Genomic DNA, 19,730 nt, shown 5'->3' on the forward strand with positions numbered 1-19,730 from the left:
ATCCTAGTAGGTTAATAATAGGTAAAGTAGGTGAACCTTATACACGAAAAGATACCATCTTCAAAAGTTGGTGCAAAAATTGTAGAGTGGTATAGCTGTATCCTCTCAAGCTCTTACACAGAGGCTACGTTACTTAAGCACGAAGTAGAATAAATGCTTAAGACAATGGAAGAAGATGATAAGATACTAGCTTATTTTTCTTTAGTTGAATATAGACACAACAACATTCTTGATAAGAGTAGTAAAAATGAACCCCTCGAAGGTTCATTCAAATTTGTTGAGACGAAAATGGATCATTACTTAAAGTATTTATATTACTTTATTAGTGGCCAAGACGAATTTAACAATCAGAAGTATAGGACTTCCATAAAAATGTTTAGAAAAGCAGAGCGTTTATTAGAGTATGTAAAAGATGAAACAGAAGAAGCAGATTTCTTAGGTTACATGGGTTATGCATATTATAGAATAAACCAGTACCTTCTCTCATTATCGTATCTAGAACAAGCTGAAACAGCTTTTAGACGATTAGGAGTAATTAATAATGCTGTTAACAACAAACAGGTAATAGGCGCAATTTATGTAGAATTAAAGCAATACGCAAAAGGAGAACAAATTTTAAAAGAATGTCTTAATGAAAGCATCTCTCCATTAACAACAGGCATTATACTAAAAGCCATCGGACTTAGTAAATTTGCTCAATCTGATTACAAGTCAGCTATACACTACTATAAAAAATCATTAGAAATTGAGGAAATAACTAGTTCTTACTATGGAATGAAAGCACTTAGAAGCTAATAACGTATTCAAAAAAGCTAAGGCTAGTGCTCAATTTTACGAAAACTTCGAGTTTAAGGCTCGATGCAAGTTTATTGAAGGGCTTTACATATGGAGATGGCCAAGAATGAAAAAGTATATCATTGCTATTATCGCCATTACTTTATTAGCAGTAACACCAAATTCAAATGACTTGCTTGCAAATTCAAATGATAATTCAACTCTTGATACGAAAAGTAAAACAGATTACGCTTAACTAAATAATTTTTTTCAGTCTCAAAACTAAAACATAAGGCTTAGTTAAGTTTTGAGACATTTTTGTTGTTTCTGTTTAGGTTCTTGTAATTATAGGAGTATGCAATTCTATAAGAATGTAGAGTAAGAGGTGTGAATCTTAAAAAGGATTCCCCCTTGATAAATTTATAAGTTTACATAATATACATTACAGGAACTTAATAATAAATAAAAAATCTATCTCAATAATATAAGTATTCTTGGGTTTTGAGATGGAATTTATTTTCGTACTTTTTTACTTTTCTTTTAGATACACCAAGAACAATATTACGAGGAAGAATTTTTATAAAGTCCATCTTAGTATAAACTACATCATATATTTAGTGATAAAAGTTAGCAAATAGTTGTGACTGCAAAACCATGAGCGACTCTCTTTTTATTCTTACTTTTAATGAAAACATACATAAAAATCAGCATTAATGCTCGGATAACTTTACGATCTTTACTATACATGTTGTGGAAAATAATTCGTGAGATATAGAGAAATTAGTCAAAGATCATACGAACGATGCCGCTAGCCTCCGCCTATCACCTCTGGCTCCCCAGTTTCTGTATTAACAGCTTTTAAATTTTTTTTACTATATCCCTTGAAATACTGTTCATTCTTTACTACGGTTTAATTAAACAATTGTTTAAATACAGTGTTATACACTTACCTAAAAAGGCTAGTAAACTTATTTAAGGACTACACTATCTGAGTAAGGAGCGATCTTTTTGTCTAATAAAAACCATCTAGTGCTAGGAATAATCGTTTCTATAGTTATCATTTGTGTGACAGTATTATTGATAACGAGAATGTATGTTAATAGCAAAGAAATCGAGTCAGCAAGTAAAGAATGTGTAAATAACAATGGAATCGTGCAGGTGGATAAGGGTTTTTTAAGTTTGACTTATTCCTTTTCCTGTTCGTCAAGATAGCACGGTTAAAAAAACAACAATCATTATTTTCCTCAAGTAAAAAATTGTTTTGTGAGAAAGGGATAACTGAGAATGTGTAAACACTAACTGTTTATTGTGGTGTTTAATGATGTTTATTGCCCTTTCTCATCCTTTATTGTCCGTGTAGTCCCTCTTCTTCCTAAACAACTCTTACTTTCATTCAACTTCTCTGTTCCTAGTGAGCCGTGAGCATAGCCCTTTTTATGATACACAATAGCAGTAACCATACATTATTTATGAATTCAAACCACGAATTATCTTCCACTGATCCTGATTTGTAAAAGCGTTTGGATACCTCATGGGAATTAACCCTTCTCCCTCCCCCATCCATATTAAAATTAATGGCGATAGGGTCACTGTTGTCATGTAATTTAAATAATAATCTTGCTTAATCTTCACTTTAAAAAAAGCAGCTCCTTTGGAGGAAGCTACCTTTTTTACGGTTCATGTAACCAGATCATAAATTGAAATTGAAAGATCAGTTTATTGTTTTTTATTGCCGTAAGTACTTCTGCGTACTAGGAATGCTAAGACAACTGCTGCACAAGCAAAATAGAAGCCAGTTGAAAAGCTTAACTGGGAACCAACGGTCATGGCTTCTACAGTATCAAGTTCAGTCGGGTTACTAATAGTTGATAAGAAATTCTGTTGACCATTTTCCATGATCGCAATAAATAAAGCTGCACCGATCGCTCCAGATACTTGCATTAATGTATTTGCGATAGCTGTACCATGCGGATAAAGTTTAGCAGGTAATTGATTTAATCCATTTGTTTGTGCTGGCATCATAATCATTGCGACGGAGACCATTAAGAACACATGTTGAATGATGATGACCCACATTGGTACACCAGGTGTAGAAAATCGATAAGTGAACACTGTGATTGCTAAAAGAATGGTACCTGGAATTAAAATTGGACGAGGTCCGAATTTATCAAAAAGCCGCCCCATAATTGGTGACATTGCGCCATTAATTAATCCACCAGGCAACATTACTAATCCAGTAGCTACAGCTGTAAATGCAAGAGCTCCTTGCATGTACACGGGAAGAACTAGCATCATGGCAAACATGGTCATCATCGTGAGCATAACGAGTAGAAGACCAATAAGAAACATCGGGTAGCGGAAGACGCGAATATCTAGCATCGGCTTTTCTAGTTTTAATTGTCTCCAACTAAATAATGCGAGTGAGGCAAATCCAACAATTAAACATGCTAAAACCACAGGATCAGTGAAGCTAGCATCTCCTTTTCCTGCTGAACTAAATCCGTAAACAATGCCACCAAACCCTAGAGTTGAAAGGATAAATGACCATATATCGAGCTTTGGTTTGGACGTCTCTGTTACGTTTTTCAAGACTTTTATACCAAACAATAATGAGAAAAGCGAAATGGGAACGACAAAGTAGAATAACCAACGCCAAGATAGATTTTCTACAATTAATCCTGATACAGTCGGTCCGATTGCTGGAGCAAACATAATAACAAGGCCTACCAATCCCATTGAAGCTCCGCGTCTTTCAATTGGTATAACGGATAAAATGACGTTTGTTAAAAGCGGAATCATAATTGCTGTGGCAACTGCCTGCGTAAGCCGCCCTATTAACAAAACGGAGAAAGTAGGACTAATCCCCGAAATGACTGTACCTACTGTAAACAATGTCATGGCTGTAATAAACAGTTGCCGCGTAGTAAACCGCTCCATAAAGTAAGCTGAAATCGGAATCAGAGTTCCAATGATTAACATATACCCTGTTACCAACCATTGAACAGTACTATAAGCCACATTAAAGTCAGACGAAATGGCGTTTAACGCTACATTCAAAATGGTTTCGTTTAATATTGCAACAAATGCTCCAGATAGTAATACGGCTAATAGTGGTACCACCTTTATTTTTGGCATTTCTTTCTTCACGTTTAACTGTTGTGACTGTTCTAGATCCACCTATATTTCCCCCCATACTTACAATGCAATACGATACGGTATCGTTTCCTAACGTATCGTACCACCAAAATAAATGAAACGCAATCGTTTCGTATTTGTTTTTTTAGTAAAACTAGTATGGTAACTAGAAATGAGATGTTGAGGGAAACCGGTGGATTTATCTCGAAATGAGGTTATCATGAAGTAAGAATTTGATTCCTTAAGGAAAGTTAAGATTTGAACTTCTATGATTTTCCCTATTATGTAATTGAGATGGTAGGCTTTTGCCGTCTGTTTTGGAAAACGAATTTTTCACTTTAAAAAATGTAGCTACTATACGTTCCTTCTACTGTACGTGCGTTTATTTGTTTCTTGTCATTTGGATATGTATATCCATTCAAATAGTCTTTTATGATACTCCCTCCTATAAATGAATTCTAACCTATTCTCTTCTGGATCATGTAAGCGGATTTTCACATGTGCATAGTCTAACGAAAGCCTCTGTATGCTCAAAACCAAATACCTCTCTTCCTATAAACTCTTTCTGCTTCAAAAACACTTTAATCTGTTACTAATGTGCCGATATATAGTAAGGAAGGAGGTGAGAAATGTTGAAAACCATACTTAATTTAGCTAAAAAAATGATAGATGGGGTAGATCGTAGGTATTTAATAAAATCGTACATTTTTGGCGCTTTCATTTTCTTTATGTACTTATATGTTCAAATGAACACTGGAGACTTTCAATTCATTGTTTTTATGTTCTTTTTAATGAACTTTTTATTATTTCCGTTTGCTACAGTAGTGTGGGATGACCTTATTGATTTACTTATCTCGGGAAATATATTCATTTTACCTTTAGTATTTGTGATACCTTGGAAAATTTTTAAGATTATTGTTTTGTACATGTTTGCAATCGTTATTGCTCCAATTGGATTAGTATATATCTATATTTCAAACGGCTATTATAAGAAAACATAAGGATATATTTTCAGTACCTTTTAAATAATTTTTATCGTTTCTATTAAAAAGCAATTGAATACAGTCATGTATCTTCAAATCCGTAACTTGTTTTAGCGCCACTAGTTAATCGGCGCTAAAACAAGAAATTAAATTTAGTGGTCTCAAAAAATTCTACGTATCCCTTACCTTCTACAACACAATAGTTGATCAGACAAACATCTTTTACTATAATGAGATCATACGTTCTTGCGAAAGCCAAACACTTAAGGAGTTTGATCTACTATGAAAATGTTCTTATCGTCATCATTTGCAGATGTAATCGATTTATTTAGTGAATTTATTCATGAAAATCCCCGTGGAAAGGTCGTAACGTTTATTCCGACTGCGAGTACTACTGAAGCGATTACGCACTATGTAGATTCTGCAATAGCAGCATTTAACGATTTAGGTATAACGATAGAAATGCTTGATTTATCGAAGTGCGCAACTTCTGAAATAGAAGAAAAGTTGTCTAAGAATGATTACATCTACGTATCTGGAGGCAATACCTTTTATTTACTTCAGGAACTACGTAAAACTGGTTCGGACAAATTAATTATCGATCAGATTAAAAAAGGAAAACTATATATCGGTGAATCAGCTGGTTCAATCATAATGGCTCCCGATATTGAATATGTGGCATTTATGGATGATAAGACCAAGGCATCCGACCTTACACGATTTACAGGTTTAAATCTAATTCGACAATATCCTATTCCTCACTCTGGAAATAAATACTTCAATGAAGCAGTTAAAAAGATCATTGAGTGCCATGAGTCTAAACTAGACCTTTTACCCTTCACTGATGACCAAGCTCTTTTAATTAGTAATGACGATCTCATTGTTCGATGATCATTCCTGTTCCTTCTTCGTCCAACGTTTCTACTTTATGTACTTATCTAAGCGAGTAATTAGGTGGACTTACTTTATGAATTATGATGTTAAAAGAGCTTTTTATTGTCTAATGCTAATGCTCTTTTAACAGTAAATTGAATTCCGCTCCTTTTGGATACAAGGTTGTGTATTTTTCATCCTCAGGGTGTAAGCAAGCAATTTTTACTCCATTAAGAAGATTGTTCGTTTTAAGCTCTTCTAGAATCGTTTGTGTTGCCTTCTCAACATCTATAACATAGTTAAAGATGTTAGCTGTTCCACTACCTATATCTTCGCCATCACAAGCACCCTTTCTCGTCCAACCTAAACATTCATTTAAGAGATCTTCAACATCATGACTCTTTTTCCTCTCTTCAGTATCGCCAATAGTCCCATAATGAATGACAAGCTCCTTCCCGTCTTTCCATACTTCCCAATCCAATTTTTCAACATCAATTTGTTTCATCATTTTTATCACGTTTGAACTCATCCCTTAGTTTATTTTAGATCGATTATACAGTGAAGTCTCAATCATTAGTTTTGAAATTTCCAAAAAAATGCCCGATCAGGCTCGCTTTGTCCAAGCTTTTCATATGTAGTATGGAACAGATGAGAGATAGCGAAGTGGCTATGCGCTAGTTTCGAGATTTCGGTTCTTTACTTATCACTGATTTAAGTAAAGTAATCTCTGCCCTCTTTAAACGTCTGTTGAGTTTTTTTTCAAAATCTTTAACAAGAAGAAATAAACTCTCTTTGTTTGTCTGTCCCATACTCGCCTCCTTTTGCAGGCTAAGTAAATCATATGGGGAATATTGGTTACATTCAAGCAAAAGGTCGTTTCGCGCGTTGTATGCGTCTTCCGTTAAACGGAAAATAGGTATAAAAGTTGATTCTAGATTTATTCTGGTGTCATACAGTAAAGGCTATTGCTCAATTTTTATACGAAACTCATTGTTATGTGCATCTATGTTTTCGGTCTTTTTTTAGCAACATTTCTTTGGTATCATTTAAGAAAGGGTAAATGATTATCGAGTTAGCGACCATATTCTACACTGTATAAATGTTTTTAGATAAAAATGTAACGTTTACAGACGTGATACTAAAGGTTTAGGTGATTAACAATGGAAGGTATACAATTAGGCATTTCTCTTTTACTGATGATTGCGTGCATCGTAGCTTTCTTCGCCTTAATAAGAATCATTGCGAATACACTTTTCCAAGAGTTCTTTTTTAATCTTATGAAAAAAATGATTCAAGTCTATCATAACGTTATTCGAAGTCGCTAATGCTTAGTAAGATTTTGTATGAAGAGCTTTTTTGCCTTCTACTCTGTTATATTTTTAGAATAGTTAAACGATTAATGATTGTTAAAGAAGGGTGGTTAGATGCATGAACAAAAAAGAAAGGTTACTAGAAGAATGTGAAACAAAGTTAGATGCACTATTAAAACGGATTGATTCGATACCGGCAAGAAAAAGGTCTTTATCAATAGAAACAGACGCACGCGATAAAAATTTTCGTGATGTGGTAATGCATGTTTATGAATGGCAAGCGATGCTAGAGCAATGGTATTGTGAAGGGATGGATGGCGACACCCCCTCTATCCCAGCGCCTGGCTACAAGTGGCACAACCTGGCTTTACTTAATCAGCAAATATGGACAAACTACCAAGACGTTTCTCTAAATCACGCATTAAAAAAATTAAAATTAAGTCATGCAAGAGTGATAAGCTTAATTGAACGGCATACCAACGAAGAGTTAATAACAAAAAAGACCTTCAAATGGACAAAAACAACAAATCTTTATACATATTTCGCGGCAAACACGTTCCAACATTATGAGTGGGCATTGAAACAAAGTGAAGTCATTGCTGTGAAAATTGAAGAAGATATAAAAAGAAAGAAAATAAAGTAGCAAAGCGGCGAAATGCCGCTTTGCTTTTTGGTTAAGTGACAACGGTTTTTAATAAGTAGCCTACGCTCTCTTCAAGCTGGACGTTGCCATTTAGCACAAATAATTCTGCTCCTATACTTGTTTCTTTCGGATAGATGCGACTAGTAAGAACGGTTTCTCCATCATTTAGAAAGACTTCAATGGAAGAGCGATCTAAAAAGAGTTGTATGCGCACCTGTTCATTCCACGAAACAGGTGCTGTTCTTTTTCCTGTAACCCCCTCTCCAGATTGTGATCGATCGAGAGTAACAGTCTTTGTGTTGGAATCAAAGAAAAGCACGGTTTCTTCACTTCCGTCTTCTGCTTGCGCGAGTTTCAAGCCAAACCCTTCTGCCTTCGTTTGGTTAAGATTAATGGTGACTACTAGTTCGATTTTCTGTCCTTTGATTGGAAGTGCCCACTTGTTCGCAACGTTTGTAGACGGAAGTTTAATTTCTTTCTCTCGTAATGCTACTAATTCTTCTACCGGCTTCATGTAAAGATGTCCGTTTTTTAACACTAGCTCTCTTGGAAGTGTTAATGCACCAGCCCAGCCCTCCTTTTGACTTGGCATTGGTGATTCCCACATATCCATCCAGCCAATCGCAATTCTCCTGTTTTTCCCATCTTGAAAGGTTTGAACAGCATAAAAATCGTGGCCGTAATCAAGTTCTTTAAATGAACCTCTTTCAAATTGATTTTTTTGATAATGACCAACGAAATATCCAGTTTGATGATGGTTATGATAGCGGTCGCCTTCTGCTTCAATACCTTGTGGCGAAAGCAATAGAACGTGCTCGTCACCTAGTGGGAAGAAGTCGGGACATTCCCACATATAACCTTCATTTTCACCGTTGTGCTTAGCTAATACCCCCTCATAGGACCAGGTTTCTAATTGATCAGATTGATAGAGCAGCACTTGACCGCATCCCTCTTCTGTTGAGCCAACAACCATCTTCCAGCTTCCGTTTTCTTTCCACACTTTTGGATCGCGAAAATGATGCTGCATGCCTTCGGGTTGTTTTGGAATAACTGGATTTTGGCTGCTTTTATCAAAACGAACGCCATCCATACTACGAGCCATATTTTGATTTTGATAAAACTCATCTCTTTCCCTGTTTATCACATTATGGCCAGTATATAGTAAGGTGAGGACACCATTGTCATCAACTGCACTGCCGGAAAAGCAACCACTTTGGTCGCAGTGATCACCTGGAGCAAGTGCGATTGGCAAATGGTTCCAGTGGACTAAGTCATCACTTACAGCATGACCCCAGTGCATTGGGCCGTGCGTTGGATCATAAGGGTGGTGTTGATAAAACACATGGTATTGATTGTTAAAATAAATAAGTCCGTTTGGGTCGTTCATCCATCCCGATGGTGCCATTAGATGGAAGCCCAGTCGATAGGTTGCTTTTGATAAATCTCTTGTATGAACATAGTCGGTTGCTTCTTTTACGCGGTCAGCGTGGTTTTTTATTTCTTTAACATGCTTCAAGAGTACAGGTCCTCCTATTTTGAAATGTAGAGTCGGATTGTTTTTTCTAGTTCCTGTGAATCATTTGTTACAACAATCTCTGTGACTCCTTCGGTTAAAGCTTTAATGACTACTCCCTCATTGGTTTCGTTTATAATGTTCACGATGCTACTATTTGTGCTTTTCCACGTTAAAGTTTCAGCACTAGCATCTTCGAAATCGGGCTTGTGAGCAGCAAATAGCGACAACTGCTCCCCTACTTTCAAACGAGCTTGATCAACATTTGTCACAAGTCGCTCAAATGTTCCTTCTTCTGGTGGCTGTCTCCATACATTATGAAAATAGGTAAATGTAGATTCTGACACATGTATGCTACCGCCATCGGCATACCATTCAATTCCATCATTCGTAGGATCTGTGTAAATAAGAGAGGTAAAAACGATTTCACCATCATTTATGAATAACTCAATAGATGACTCATCAACTAAAGCGGTGAGTTTCACTTGTCTCCTACTTGCTTTATAATCGGTTTCATATCGTCTTCCAAATGAAAACTGTTCACCATTTCGATCAATAATTGTCTCTAAACCAGCGTTTGTTCGATCAAGAAAGATTTTATTATAAGCAGCATCAATACCAACGAGTGATTCAATTCCGTCTCCATGCCGTAGCCGCAAGCCAAATTCAGTTAATTCATCCCATGTAACGGTTGCTTCATAGCGATAGGTTGTTCCTGAAACTTGTAGTGGTAAAGCCGTCTCTTCATTCACATAGAAGGGCTCGATCTGCTCCTGTTTAGCTGATAGTTCATCTAGCCAACGAATCGGCTGTTGAGTAAGGCGGATCTGCCCTTGTTGATTTGTAACTAAGCTCAATTCTCTTGGAATGGACATAGCACCCATCCAAGGGTCAGTTGGTGATTGATATGGATAGCGCCAGTTTGCCATCCATCCAAGCCAAATGATTTGATTGTCTTCTGTATTTGAAAACGTTTGTGCCGCATAAAAATCTTGGCCGAAGTCTGTGAGTAGAACTTCTTCTGGATCATGATCGTTTGTAAATGTAGTGCCATCAAATTCACCGATAAAGTACTGAGCTGTCGAACCATTTGTTTCCTCGTTGTCCCCTACACTCACATGGAGTACCCACTTCTCATTTTCGCTATCCCCATCTACTGGTAAGCGGAAAAGATCAGGGCACTCCCAGACAGCAACGTGAGAACCTTCTCCATCACCAAAGCGACTGGCGTACGTCCAATCGATTAAATTTTCCGATTGATAAAACGTAACCGACTTATCTGTAGACACGACCATCACCCATTGTGACGTCTCCTTATGCCAAAATACTTTTGGGTCTCGAAAATCTTTTATACCCGGATTTTCAATAACCGGATTTCCATTATACCGCTCCCACGTTCGTCCATGATCTTGACTGTACGCAATTGATTGAGCCTCACCGCCCTCTGTATTCGTGTATATAGCAACAAGTCCGGCTTTTCCTTTAAATAAGCCAGAAGAATCTTCGTGATCAACAACGACACTCCCAGAAAGTGCTTGCCCGAGTTCATCGTGTTCCAAGGCAATGGGCATATGATTCCAGTGAAGTAAATCGCTACTTATTGCATGTGCCCACGTCCCGTTTTTTTGATGAAACAAATGGTATTCTCCTTCATAATAGACCAGTCCATTGGGATCAGCTAAATTTCCAGTTGGAGTTGAAAAATGAAACTGTGGTCGATATGGCTCTGTATAATACGCTCTGTCTTCACTTAATGAATGAAGCATCGGATCAACTTCCTCTCCTTTTACTGTGCAGCCCATTAGAAAAAATAGGGGAAGAATAAGTGTCATTAGTCGCATAGGTTTACCCACTTAGTCAGCAACCTGACTATGGAAACGATCAAATGCCTCTTGTCGAATGGACATAACTTCTTTAAGTCCCATGTCGTCAAGCTGACTCACATACGCACCCCACTCATCTTCTACGCCACCCTCCATCAGCCAGCGGGCATAATTTCGATTCACTAAGTCCATAATATCGGTTTCAATGTAATTTAATCGATCCAACTCTTCTTCCGTCATAAATACATTTGGATAATTTTCTTCCCAAATGTACTCACGATAATAAGTTTCAATATCTTCTAAACGTTTCTTGGCTCGTGGTTCCATATCGACTACGGTACCAAAGTGCTCTTCAAGAACGACGGATGGCCCCATTGGTGCTACCCGCTCTCGGTATTCTCCCATCGTTGTTCCTTCTGGCAAATCGATGTTTACAAGCATGCCATTTTCATCTTCTTCATAAATCTCACCAATTGGACCCCAATTAATTTGGGCGGACAACTTTGGATCATAAAGTTGATCAACCCATCGCATGGTTAATTCCGGATTTTCATTCGCAGATGTAATAACAAAGGCACTTCGATGATGTTCTTGATGGTTCGATCGACCATACATGCGATGACCATTAGGTCCCTCTAGTGGTCCGAGTAGTGTGTAATCATCTGCACGATCAAGACCGACAACGGATTCAATTTCCCAGAACAAGAAAGCGCCAAGTGGGTTTGGATCTTGCTTTCCTTTAGCGAGAAATTGACCCGTATCTTGAGTGAACACTTCCTGATCAATAAGGCCCTCTTTAAACCATTCATGAAAATAAGCAATTGCTTCCTTATACTCTTCTTGAATAGCAGTAAAAATAACCTCTTGGTCTTTGACGACAAGCTTATTCGGATTATCAGGAAGGCCAAAAGCCGCGAAAAAGTCCCCTAAATAGCCTTGAAAGCCATCATTTGGTGTTAAACTTAACACTTCATCAGCAGAACCACTGCCGTTTACATCCTGATCTTGAAAGGCCTGTAATGCTTCTTTCAAATCATCCAACGTAACGGGTTGATCAAGGCCTACTTCATCTAACCACGTTTGATTAATCGCGGTAAAATTTGCGAATGGAACGAGGCCCATTTCTTCTACCCTTGGCAATGAATAAATATGACCGTCTGGCGCAGTTAAAACAGCAAGCAATTCAGGGCGAGCGTCTAATATAGATTGTAAATTGGGTGCATATTCTTCAATTAGTCCCTCTAAAGGGATGATAGCTCCATCTCTGCCGTATCGAACGAGGTCATAATCGCTAAAGCCAGCGTTGTAAAAGGCATCTGGCAAATCATTACTGGCTAGCATTAAATTCTTTCGTTCCACATAGCCATCACCCGGAATGTTATTCCAGTTAATTGAGACATTTGTTTCTTCTTCTAAACGTTGAAAAATGGTCATTTCATCAAAATCTGGTGCAAGAGTAGATTTTGGTGAAACAAAGGTTAAGGAAACATCCACTCCTTCATCTACTAGCGGCAACCCTTCATGATGAAAATCCACTCGTTCTGCATTAACATTTTCGTCTCCTGTTGTCTCGCTACCATTACAGGCTACTAGCGCAAGTGTTGCCACACATGTGAAGCCAATCATTTTTTTCATCTTCTTATCCCCCTTTTATTACCCCTTAATGGAACCGATCATGACGCCTTTCACAAAATACTTTTGCAAAAATGGATATAAAATTAATAGCGGAATTGATGACACGATAATAACACCATATTTAATTTGCTCCGCTACCGCTAACTGCGCTTGATTAGACTCAATATCGCCAATCATTTGACTAGATACTTCACTTTGTATAAGCAAGTTGCGCAAAATTAACTGCAATGGATACAATGAATCATTATTTAAATAAATTAGCGCATCAAAAAACGAGTTCCAATGTGTGACAACATGAAAGAGCACCATTACGGCGATAATTGGTTTTGAAAGTGGAACCACAATCTTAGAAAAAAATTTCAAATCGTTGCACCCATCGATTTGTGCCGCTTCTAACATGTCTTTAGGAATAGACGTTTGGAAAAACGTTCTGCAAATAATGACATTCCATAGTCCTACCGCATTTGGAATTACCATTGCCCAAACGGTATTCACCATCCCAAGATCACGAACAACTAAATACGTTGGGATCATGCCTCCATGAAAAAAAAGCGTGATAAGTAGAAAAATCATTATGACGTTACGACCAACTAAATCTGTTCGAGAAAGTGCGTAACCAGCCGTTATTGTTAGCGTCACACTAATAGCGGTTCCAAGTGATGAGTAGAGAAAGGTATTTTTAAATCCATTCCAAATACCAGGGTCACTGAAAATACGTTCATAACCATCAAATGTGATCCCCTTTGGCAAAAAAAGTACATCTCCAGCAAAAATACGATTGGGATCACTAATAGAAGCGATTAAGATAAAATAGAGCGGATACAAAACAAGTAGGCAGCCAAGTGTTAAGAGCGTGACATTCACCGCATCAAATGCTTTGTCTCCCTTTGTTCGATTTAGTGGATTCATAGTTTCAGCTCCTCTCTACCACAGGCTATTTTCTGACACTTTGCGTGCAATTTGATTTACCGTAACAAGTAAAATTAAATTAATGACGGAATTAAACAAACCAACCGCCGTACCAAAGCTGTATTGGGCTTGTTGGATACCTACTTCATAAACGTAGGTAGCAATAATATTCGATGATTCTTTATTTAAAGGCGTTTGCATTAATAGCGCTTTTTCAAAGCCGAGATTCATTAAATTTCCAAGAGCTAGAATGAGCATAATAATGGATACAGGCATTATGGCAGGTATGTCGATGTGCAACACACGCTTGAGCTTACTTGCACCATCCATGACAGCTGCTTCATGTAGCGACGGGTCAACACCTGCAAGTGCAGCAAGATAAATAATGGCTGCAAACCCCGTTCCTTGCCATACTCCTGAAAAAACATAAAGCGTTTTAAACCATTCTGGGCTAGCCATGAAATTGATCGGTTCTCCACCAAAAAGAACGATGAAGTGATTAATCAATCCACTTGAAGGTGACAAAAAAACAAATAGAATCCCGACTAGTACGACAACAGAAATGAAATGAGGAGCATACACAATGGTTTGAATAAAACGACGGTACTTTGTACTAATGAGCATGTTTAACATTAGAGCGAGAATGATAGGCAACGGAAAGCCAACTGCTAATTCATACAAACTCAGCACGAGAGTGTTCTCTATAATTTCCCAAAATTGATAAGATTGAAAAAATCGAACAAAATGATCCCACCCTACCCATTCGCTACCCCATATCCCTAAGCTCGGTAAATAATCTTTGAATGCAATTTGCAACCCGTACATTGGATAATATTTGAATACTAAGAAATAGAACAGCGTTGGTGCAAGCAATAAGTAAAGTTGCCAATTCCGAAGCAATCGTTTATGTAACCGCGGTTTTCTAGTCTTAATAGACACAATTCGAGGTTGCTTTTGATAAGTTGCCACCGCATAACCACCTTTCTACATCATTAAAAGCGTTTTCATAAATCGATTTTATGTCAACCGGTTTCATATGTCAACCGGTTTCATAAAAAATAAAAAAGAAAACCACATTAAGCGGTCTTATTTTCACTATGCACTCGTTCCTTTTCGTAATAACACATGATGTACAAGTTCTTGGTTAGGCACTTGAGTAGTACCTTCGATTTGAAGTAGCAAATGATTAATTGCTGTTTCTGCCATTTTGTTTATTGGTTGCTGAATGGTTGTTAATTCTGGTGCAATTTCTCTTACAAATTCACTACCATCGTATCCGACTACTTTCAGGCTATCTGGTACAGTTATCCCTCTTTCTCGTGCTTCACGAATAACAGCTAAGGCAATACTATCGTCGCTTGCAAATATACCGTCAATGTCTTGTTGCTCATCAAACACAGTCGCAACTGCTTTTGCTGTCGCTTCTTGTTTTAATACCGGTTTAATTTCATAGGTTAACACTGGCAAGTCTTGTTCCTTCATCACATCTTCATAGGCTTTTCTCCGAAGGTTCGCTGGTGTTTCGAGGTCTAATGGACCATTAATATGGATAATTTTTTTACAGCCACTCTTTAATAAATGAGTTGTTGCAAGTACGCCACCTTCATAGTTATTAGAACTGATAACAGGAATTCGTTTCGATAAATAATGATCAAACGCAACTATTGGCAAATGGTGATCATCGTAATCAATTAAACCGCGATTATAAGTGCAGACGATAACGCCATCTACTTGGTTGCGTCGGAGCATCTCCCAATAATTCCGCTCTTTTTCTACATTAAATAAGCTATTGCATAGTAAAACCTTTAATCCTTTTTCTGCACAATGGTGTTCAATTTTAGCGGCTAACTCACCATAAAAAGGATTGCTAGTTGTTGGCACAATCACTCCTATGATGTTAGATCGTTTGTTATAAAGGGAACGAGCAAGATCATTCGGCAAGTAGTTTAATGCATCCATTGCTTTATATACTTTTTTCTTTGTATCCTCACTAATATAGCCGCGATTATTTAGCACACGAGAAACAGTTGTAGGTGACACACCTGCTGCATGTGCTACGTCACTTATTTTTGGTTTCATTTTGTTCTCCTCTTGGCACCTATTTACTTTATTATTAACATTGTAAACAAAAGAAAGCGTTAGTCCAACTATTAGTTCACAATTAAAAGAGAGAAAAGCTACAAAATCCTTTAAGTTGTTAAAATTGACTATATTCCTTCAAAAAAATATTGGTTTTCAATACTTTAGACGGGGTATATAAGACTTAAAATAGACATTACCAAGGAGATAAAGTTCGATAATGAATCATACAAACGATACGATAATGACTACCCTACTAAACAACCTAGCCATCATTCAATTTGATACCAATCGAAAAGTATTGTTTTCAAACCAATTATTCGCCGATACAATGGGTTATACAGTGAATACCATGATAGGAAGAGCACATCATGAGTTCTGCTTTACAGACTTTGCACAAAGTCAGGCTTACAACGATTTTTGGGAGAGCCTATTAAACGGAAAAAGCTTTCAAGATAAAATTTTAAGGCGGCATGCTAATGGAGAAGGCCTATGGTTAGAAGCAACATACATGCCCTTAATCGAAAATGGAGAGGTTCGAAGTGTGATGAAATTTGCAACAGACATCACTACCCGACAACAAGGCATTGAGCACTTCGCTGAAAAGTTAGGAAAAAATACAGAAACAATGAATGATAATGCAGAAAGAATGATTGCAAGCAATGAGCTCATTCTCGATGACATGCAAGAAACAGTCGCTCTTTTAACAAATATGGGTAAGACTTTGCAGACATTAGAAGAAAAAGCAAACGTTATTAATAAGATTTCATCTATGATTGAAGAATTTGCGGTTCAAACGAATGTACTTTCTTTTAATGCAGCGATTGAAGCGGCTCATGCTAAAGAATACGGTAGAGGCTTTAACGTTATTGCTGATGAAATTCGTAAACTATCAAAGCAAATCGATCATTCCATTCAGGATATTCGGATGAATTTGTTTAACACAACAAAAGAAATAAAAAGTATTTCTAAAGGGACGATGGGAATTATAGAGCGTTCGACAAAAAACCAAAATAAGTTGGAAAACTCGCTTTCTGATTATCGTAGCTTGCTAGTTGAAATTGAAGACATCAATCGTGGAACAAAAGATCTGATGAAAGTAATATAGGTGAGGCGATCTTCATAGATCGTCTTTTTGTTTGTAAGTATTTCAGCATGTTGTTACAACATGCTGAATTGCATAAATTTTTATGGTAGACTTGTTAAAACATTACTAGGAGATGAATGAAATGACAAAATGGAATTCCACTCTCTATGATGATAAACATAAGTTTGTAAGTCAATTTGGTAAGGACTTGATTTCTATTCTCGACCCACAAGAAGGAGAACATATCCTGGACGTTGGTTGTGGAACGGGTGATTTGGCTAACGAGCTCTCAAAAGCAGGTGCAATCGTTACAGGTTTTGACTCCTCTGCAGCTATGATTGAAACCGCAAAACGTAAGTATCCTCATATTTGCTTCCAGTTACAAGATGGTGAGGAAGATCGATACCTGTCACAGTTTCATGCTGTGTTTTCAAATGCAGCAATCCATTGGATGAAAAATCAGCGACAAGTGGTACAAAATTGTTATAATGCCCTGCTTCCAAAAGGACGTTTTATTGCTGAACTTGGTGGGGCTAACAATGTTGAATCCATTCTCTTAGCCTTAGAAGAGGCGTCTAAAACGCTCTCAATTCCTTACGAAAAATCCTTACTTCCTTGGGTGTTTCCTACAAAAGAAGAAATGACTGCCCATCTTACTGAGGCTGGCTTTCATGTATGGAAGATGTCGCATTTCTATCGCCCCACACGGTTATCCGGAGAGGAAGGAATTTATAACTGGCTGAATATGTTTAGTACAAGCTTCTTCAAGCATCTTACTAGTGAAGAAAGAAATAGACTCTTTCGTGAATGTGAACGTCTTTTGCGTTCTAAATTGTATAAAGAGAATGGCTGGGTAGCAGATTATTGGCGTTTACGTTTCGTTGCACAGAAACTTACTTAACACTCAAACATATGTATTTTCTAACAAGCCACTGTATAAAAAAATGACTCAATAGTAGTCTGAAATAATCAATTTCTCCAAATATTCCACTGGAGCATTTGGCCTTGTTTCTGCTATTTTATAAATTAATTTCACTGCATGAAACAATTGATTTTTCAATAACTTTTCGTCGACAGTCGGGTAGTCTATTAGTTGAATTAGTTCATATACTAGTACGGAATGCTCTAATAATGTAACCAACGCATACGTCTCATTATGTCTATAGCGATTCATATAAGTAGCGCCTACATAATACTCCATGAATAGCGTTACATTGTTATTGCATATGTACGTAATGACGTCATTTTCAAAAACCTTAGCTGTACGATCTTCATTGAGGTAAAAAGGAATATTGTTTAATAATCGTACTCTCCGTTCAATAATAACCACTCCAAACACATTGACTGATTCGCCAAAAAACAAAACACCTTATGCCATTCCCCCCTCCCCTCTTCCCGACTTCATAAGTTTGTAAACGCTTTTGCACGATTTTAACATGAACGTTTTCTGAAGAGTGACCATTAAGAAAACCCAAGTCCAATGTTACTAGATGATGGGCTTGGGTTTACATGTACTTCAATAGGTTTATCATGAGAGAATTCGTTTTCCATTTCCAATGTTAAATGAATAGAGACACAGTGATCGCTAATAAAAAGACAATAGCTGTTTTAAAAATGGTAAGCACGAAAATATCTTTATAAGATTGCCGGTGCGTTAGTCCTGTAATGGCAAGCAGTGTAATAACGGCTCCGTTATGCGGCAATGTATCCATGCCTCCTGAAGCCATGGAGGCAAATCGGTGCAACAACTCTGGACTTATTCCCATTGTATCCGCTACTTGCAAATAGTAAGAACCCATTAATTCAAGTGCAATCGACAATCCTCCAGAAGCTGACCCTGTAATACCAGCAAGTACGTTAACTGCAATTGTTTCTGAAAGTATGGGATTATCGCTTGCTCGAAATACCCATTCTGAAATGGCACTAAATCCAGGAAGCTTACTAACAACATTCCCAAATCCAACTTCCGACGCTGTATTAAAGATAGCTAACAACGCACCAGTCGCTGCCGTTGTTAGTCCTTGAGCTAAAGTCAAACGTATTTTTTTCATATTAATTAGCATGGCTGCTAAGATACCTATAGTAAGTGCAATGATCAATGACCAGTTAGAAACAACTGTTCCGACGTCACCAATGCCATATGTATTCTCTAACATGGAAGGATCATACCAATTACGAACAGATAAAGGTGTTCGACTAAAAATAAAGTTAAAAATAATGACAAGTAGAAGCGGTACGATTGATAACCAAAATGAAGGTAGTGTTTTTTCATCAATTGGTTCTGGTTCATTTTTATGATGACTGCCATAGCCTTCCCCTTGAGCAAGGGCTTTCTTGCGTTGACGTTCTAACCACCACATACCAATGCTTAAAATCAGTAAGGTGCATGTTAAGCCAACGAGAGGTGCTGCATATGCATCTGTTCCAAAATAGCTTGTCGGGATAATATTTTGGATTTGTGGTGTTCCAGGCATAGAGTCCATTGTAAACGTAAATGCTCCTAGAGCAATGGAGGCAGGTATTAAGCGTTTTGGAATAGCAGCTTCTTTAAATATTGCAGCGGCAAATGGGTAAACGGCAAAAGCCACAACAAAGAGCGAAACTCCTCCATAAGTCAATGCTGCGCATGCAAAAACAACTGCAAGAATCGCCCTTTTTTGACCGAAAGATCGAACAATGCAATGAGCAATCGAAGCTGCCGCCCCCGTCATATCCATAATTTTTCCGAAAACAGCCCCTAATAAGAAAATCGGAAAAAAAGTTTTGATGTAATTTGCGGCATTCGTCATATATGTTTCTGTGTAGCTTGGTAATAATGCCCCTCCTGATAATACAACGGCTAACAATGTAACAAGCGGCGCAATAATAATAACAGGGTATCCTCTATACGCTAAAAAAATGAGTAGACCAAGTGAAAGTAAAATGGCGACAATATCAATAAACATACATATAGCTCCTTTCTTGTA

17 protein-coding genes and 1 pseudogene are annotated in these 19,730 nt (G+C 37.4%); 8 read left to right on the forward strand and 10 right to left on the reverse strand.

From position 1 onward, the window contains the following. Positions 1-30 precede the first annotated feature (30 nt). Positions 31-795, forward strand: a pseudogene (locus tag PQ477_RS18195) (response regulator aspartate phosphatase). A gap of 106 nt (positions 796-901) precedes the next feature. Further along, the gene (locus tag PQ477_RS18200; protein ID WP_274272644.1) at positions 902-1,030 is read left to right on the forward strand and encodes a hypothetical protein; all 129 of its coding nucleotides are present in this window, start codon (positions 902-904) and stop codon (positions 1,028-1,030) included. Between the two features lie 1,460 nt (positions 1,031-2,490). Here the strand turns inward: PQ477_RS18200 and PQ477_RS18205 are convergent. Continuing rightward, the gene (locus PQ477_RS18205) at positions 2,491-3,909 is read right to left on the reverse strand and encodes an MDR family MFS transporter (protein ID WP_144560470.1); all 1,419 of its coding nucleotides are present in this window, start codon (positions 3,907-3,909) and stop codon (positions 2,491-2,493) included. Between the two features lie 629 nt (positions 3,910-4,538). Between PQ477_RS18205 and PQ477_RS18210 the strand changes: the two genes are divergently transcribed. Further along, entirely contained in the window at positions 4,539-4,910 is a 372-nt protein-coding gene (locus PQ477_RS18210; RefSeq protein ID WP_035398028.1) for a hypothetical protein, read from the forward strand. 264 nt (positions 4,911-5,174) lie between these two features. After that, positions 5,175-5,783, forward strand: coding sequence for a Type 1 glutamine amidotransferase-like domain-containing protein (locus tag PQ477_RS18215; protein WP_035398025.1), 609 nt, complete (start codon positions 5,175-5,177; stop codon positions 5,781-5,783). Between the two features lie 115 nt (positions 5,784-5,898). On the opposite strand, the gene PQ477_RS18220 is transcribed toward PQ477_RS18215, so the two are convergent. Next, positions 5,899-6,273, reverse strand: coding sequence for a hypothetical protein (locus PQ477_RS18220; RefSeq protein WP_349775509.1), 375 nt, complete (start codon positions 6,271-6,273; stop codon positions 5,899-5,901). Positions 6,274-6,925: 652 nt separating this feature from the next. Between PQ477_RS18220 and PQ477_RS18225 the strand changes: the two genes are divergently transcribed. Both PQ477_RS18225 and PQ477_RS18230 read left to right on the forward strand, forming a co-directional pair. After that, the gene (locus PQ477_RS18225; RefSeq protein WP_274272646.1) at positions 6,926-7,090 is read left to right on the forward strand and encodes a hypothetical protein; all 165 of its coding nucleotides are present in this window, start codon (positions 6,926-6,928) and stop codon (positions 7,088-7,090) included. Between the two features lie 103 nt (positions 7,091-7,193). Beyond that, positions 7,194-7,718: a ClbS/DfsB family four-helix bundle protein gene (locus PQ477_RS18230; protein WP_274272647.1), complete on the forward strand. Its 525-nt coding sequence runs from the start codon at positions 7,194-7,196 to the stop codon at positions 7,716-7,718. 31 nt (positions 7,719-7,749) lie between these two features. On the opposite strand, the gene PQ477_RS18235 is transcribed toward PQ477_RS18230, so the two are convergent. From PQ477_RS18235 to PQ477_RS18260, 6 genes are all read right to left on the reverse strand, one after another. Then, positions 7,750-9,234 (reverse strand): glycoside hydrolase family 32 protein, encoded by a 1,485-nt coding sequence (locus PQ477_RS18235; protein ID WP_274272648.1) that lies wholly within the window; start codon positions 9,232-9,234, stop codon positions 7,750-7,752. Positions 9,235-9,248: 14 nt separating this feature from the next. Then, positions 9,249-11,084 carry a GH32 C-terminal domain-containing protein gene (locus PQ477_RS18240; RefSeq protein ID WP_274272649.1) on the reverse strand — a complete coding sequence of 612 codons (1,836 nt, stop codon included), beginning with the start codon at positions 11,082-11,084 and terminating at the stop codon, positions 9,249-9,251. After that, positions 11,085-12,689: an extracellular solute-binding protein gene (locus PQ477_RS18245; RefSeq protein WP_274272650.1), complete on the reverse strand. Its 1,605-nt coding sequence runs from the start codon at positions 12,687-12,689 to the stop codon at positions 11,085-11,087. It abuts the gene before it with no gap. 18 nt (positions 12,690-12,707) lie between these two features. Next, positions 12,708-13,598 (reverse strand): carbohydrate ABC transporter permease, encoded by an 891-nt coding sequence (locus PQ477_RS18250; RefSeq protein ID WP_035398022.1) that lies wholly within the window; start codon positions 13,596-13,598, stop codon positions 12,708-12,710. Between the two features lie 15 nt (positions 13,599-13,613). Beyond that, positions 13,614-14,540 (reverse strand): ABC transporter permease, encoded by a 927-nt coding sequence (locus tag PQ477_RS18255; protein WP_274273597.1) that lies wholly within the window; start codon positions 14,538-14,540, stop codon positions 13,614-13,616. 153 nt (positions 14,541-14,693) lie between these two features. Next, positions 14,694-15,677, reverse strand: coding sequence for a LacI family DNA-binding transcriptional regulator (locus PQ477_RS18260; protein WP_144558988.1), 984 nt, complete (start codon positions 15,675-15,677; stop codon positions 14,694-14,696). A 220-nt stretch (positions 15,678-15,897) separates the two neighbouring features. Here PQ477_RS18260 and PQ477_RS18265 point away from each other — a divergent pair, with 220 nt between their 5' ends. Both PQ477_RS18265 and PQ477_RS18270 read left to right on the forward strand, forming a co-directional pair. Then, positions 15,898-16,785: a methyl-accepting chemotaxis protein gene (locus PQ477_RS18265; protein WP_274272651.1), complete on the forward strand. Its 888-nt coding sequence runs from the start codon at positions 15,898-15,900 to the stop codon at positions 16,783-16,785. 121 nt (positions 16,786-16,906) lie between these two features. Further along, positions 16,907-17,665, forward strand: coding sequence for a class I SAM-dependent methyltransferase (locus tag PQ477_RS18270; RefSeq protein ID WP_274272652.1), 759 nt, complete (start codon positions 16,907-16,909; stop codon positions 17,663-17,665). Positions 17,666-17,713: 48 nt separating this feature from the next. Here PQ477_RS18270 and PQ477_RS18275 read toward each other — a convergent pair whose 3' ends face one another. Together PQ477_RS18275 and PQ477_RS18280 are read right to left on the reverse strand one after the other, a co-directional pair. Beyond that, positions 17,714-18,127 carry a hypothetical protein gene (locus tag PQ477_RS18275; RefSeq protein WP_144558991.1) on the reverse strand — a complete coding sequence of 138 codons (414 nt, stop codon included), beginning with the start codon at positions 18,125-18,127 and terminating at the stop codon, positions 17,714-17,716. A gap of 196 nt (positions 18,128-18,323) precedes the next feature. Continuing rightward, the gene (locus PQ477_RS18280; protein ID WP_144558992.1) at positions 18,324-19,709 is read right to left on the reverse strand and encodes a GntP family permease; all 1,386 of its coding nucleotides are present in this window, start codon (positions 19,707-19,709) and stop codon (positions 18,324-18,326) included. Positions 19,710-19,730 lie beyond the last annotated feature (21 nt).

Origin of the sequence: Shouchella hunanensis (genome assembly GCF_028735875.1) — a bacterium.
Classification (GTDB): Bacteria; Bacillota; Bacilli; order Bacillales; family Bacillaceae_D; genus Shouchella; species Shouchella hunanensis.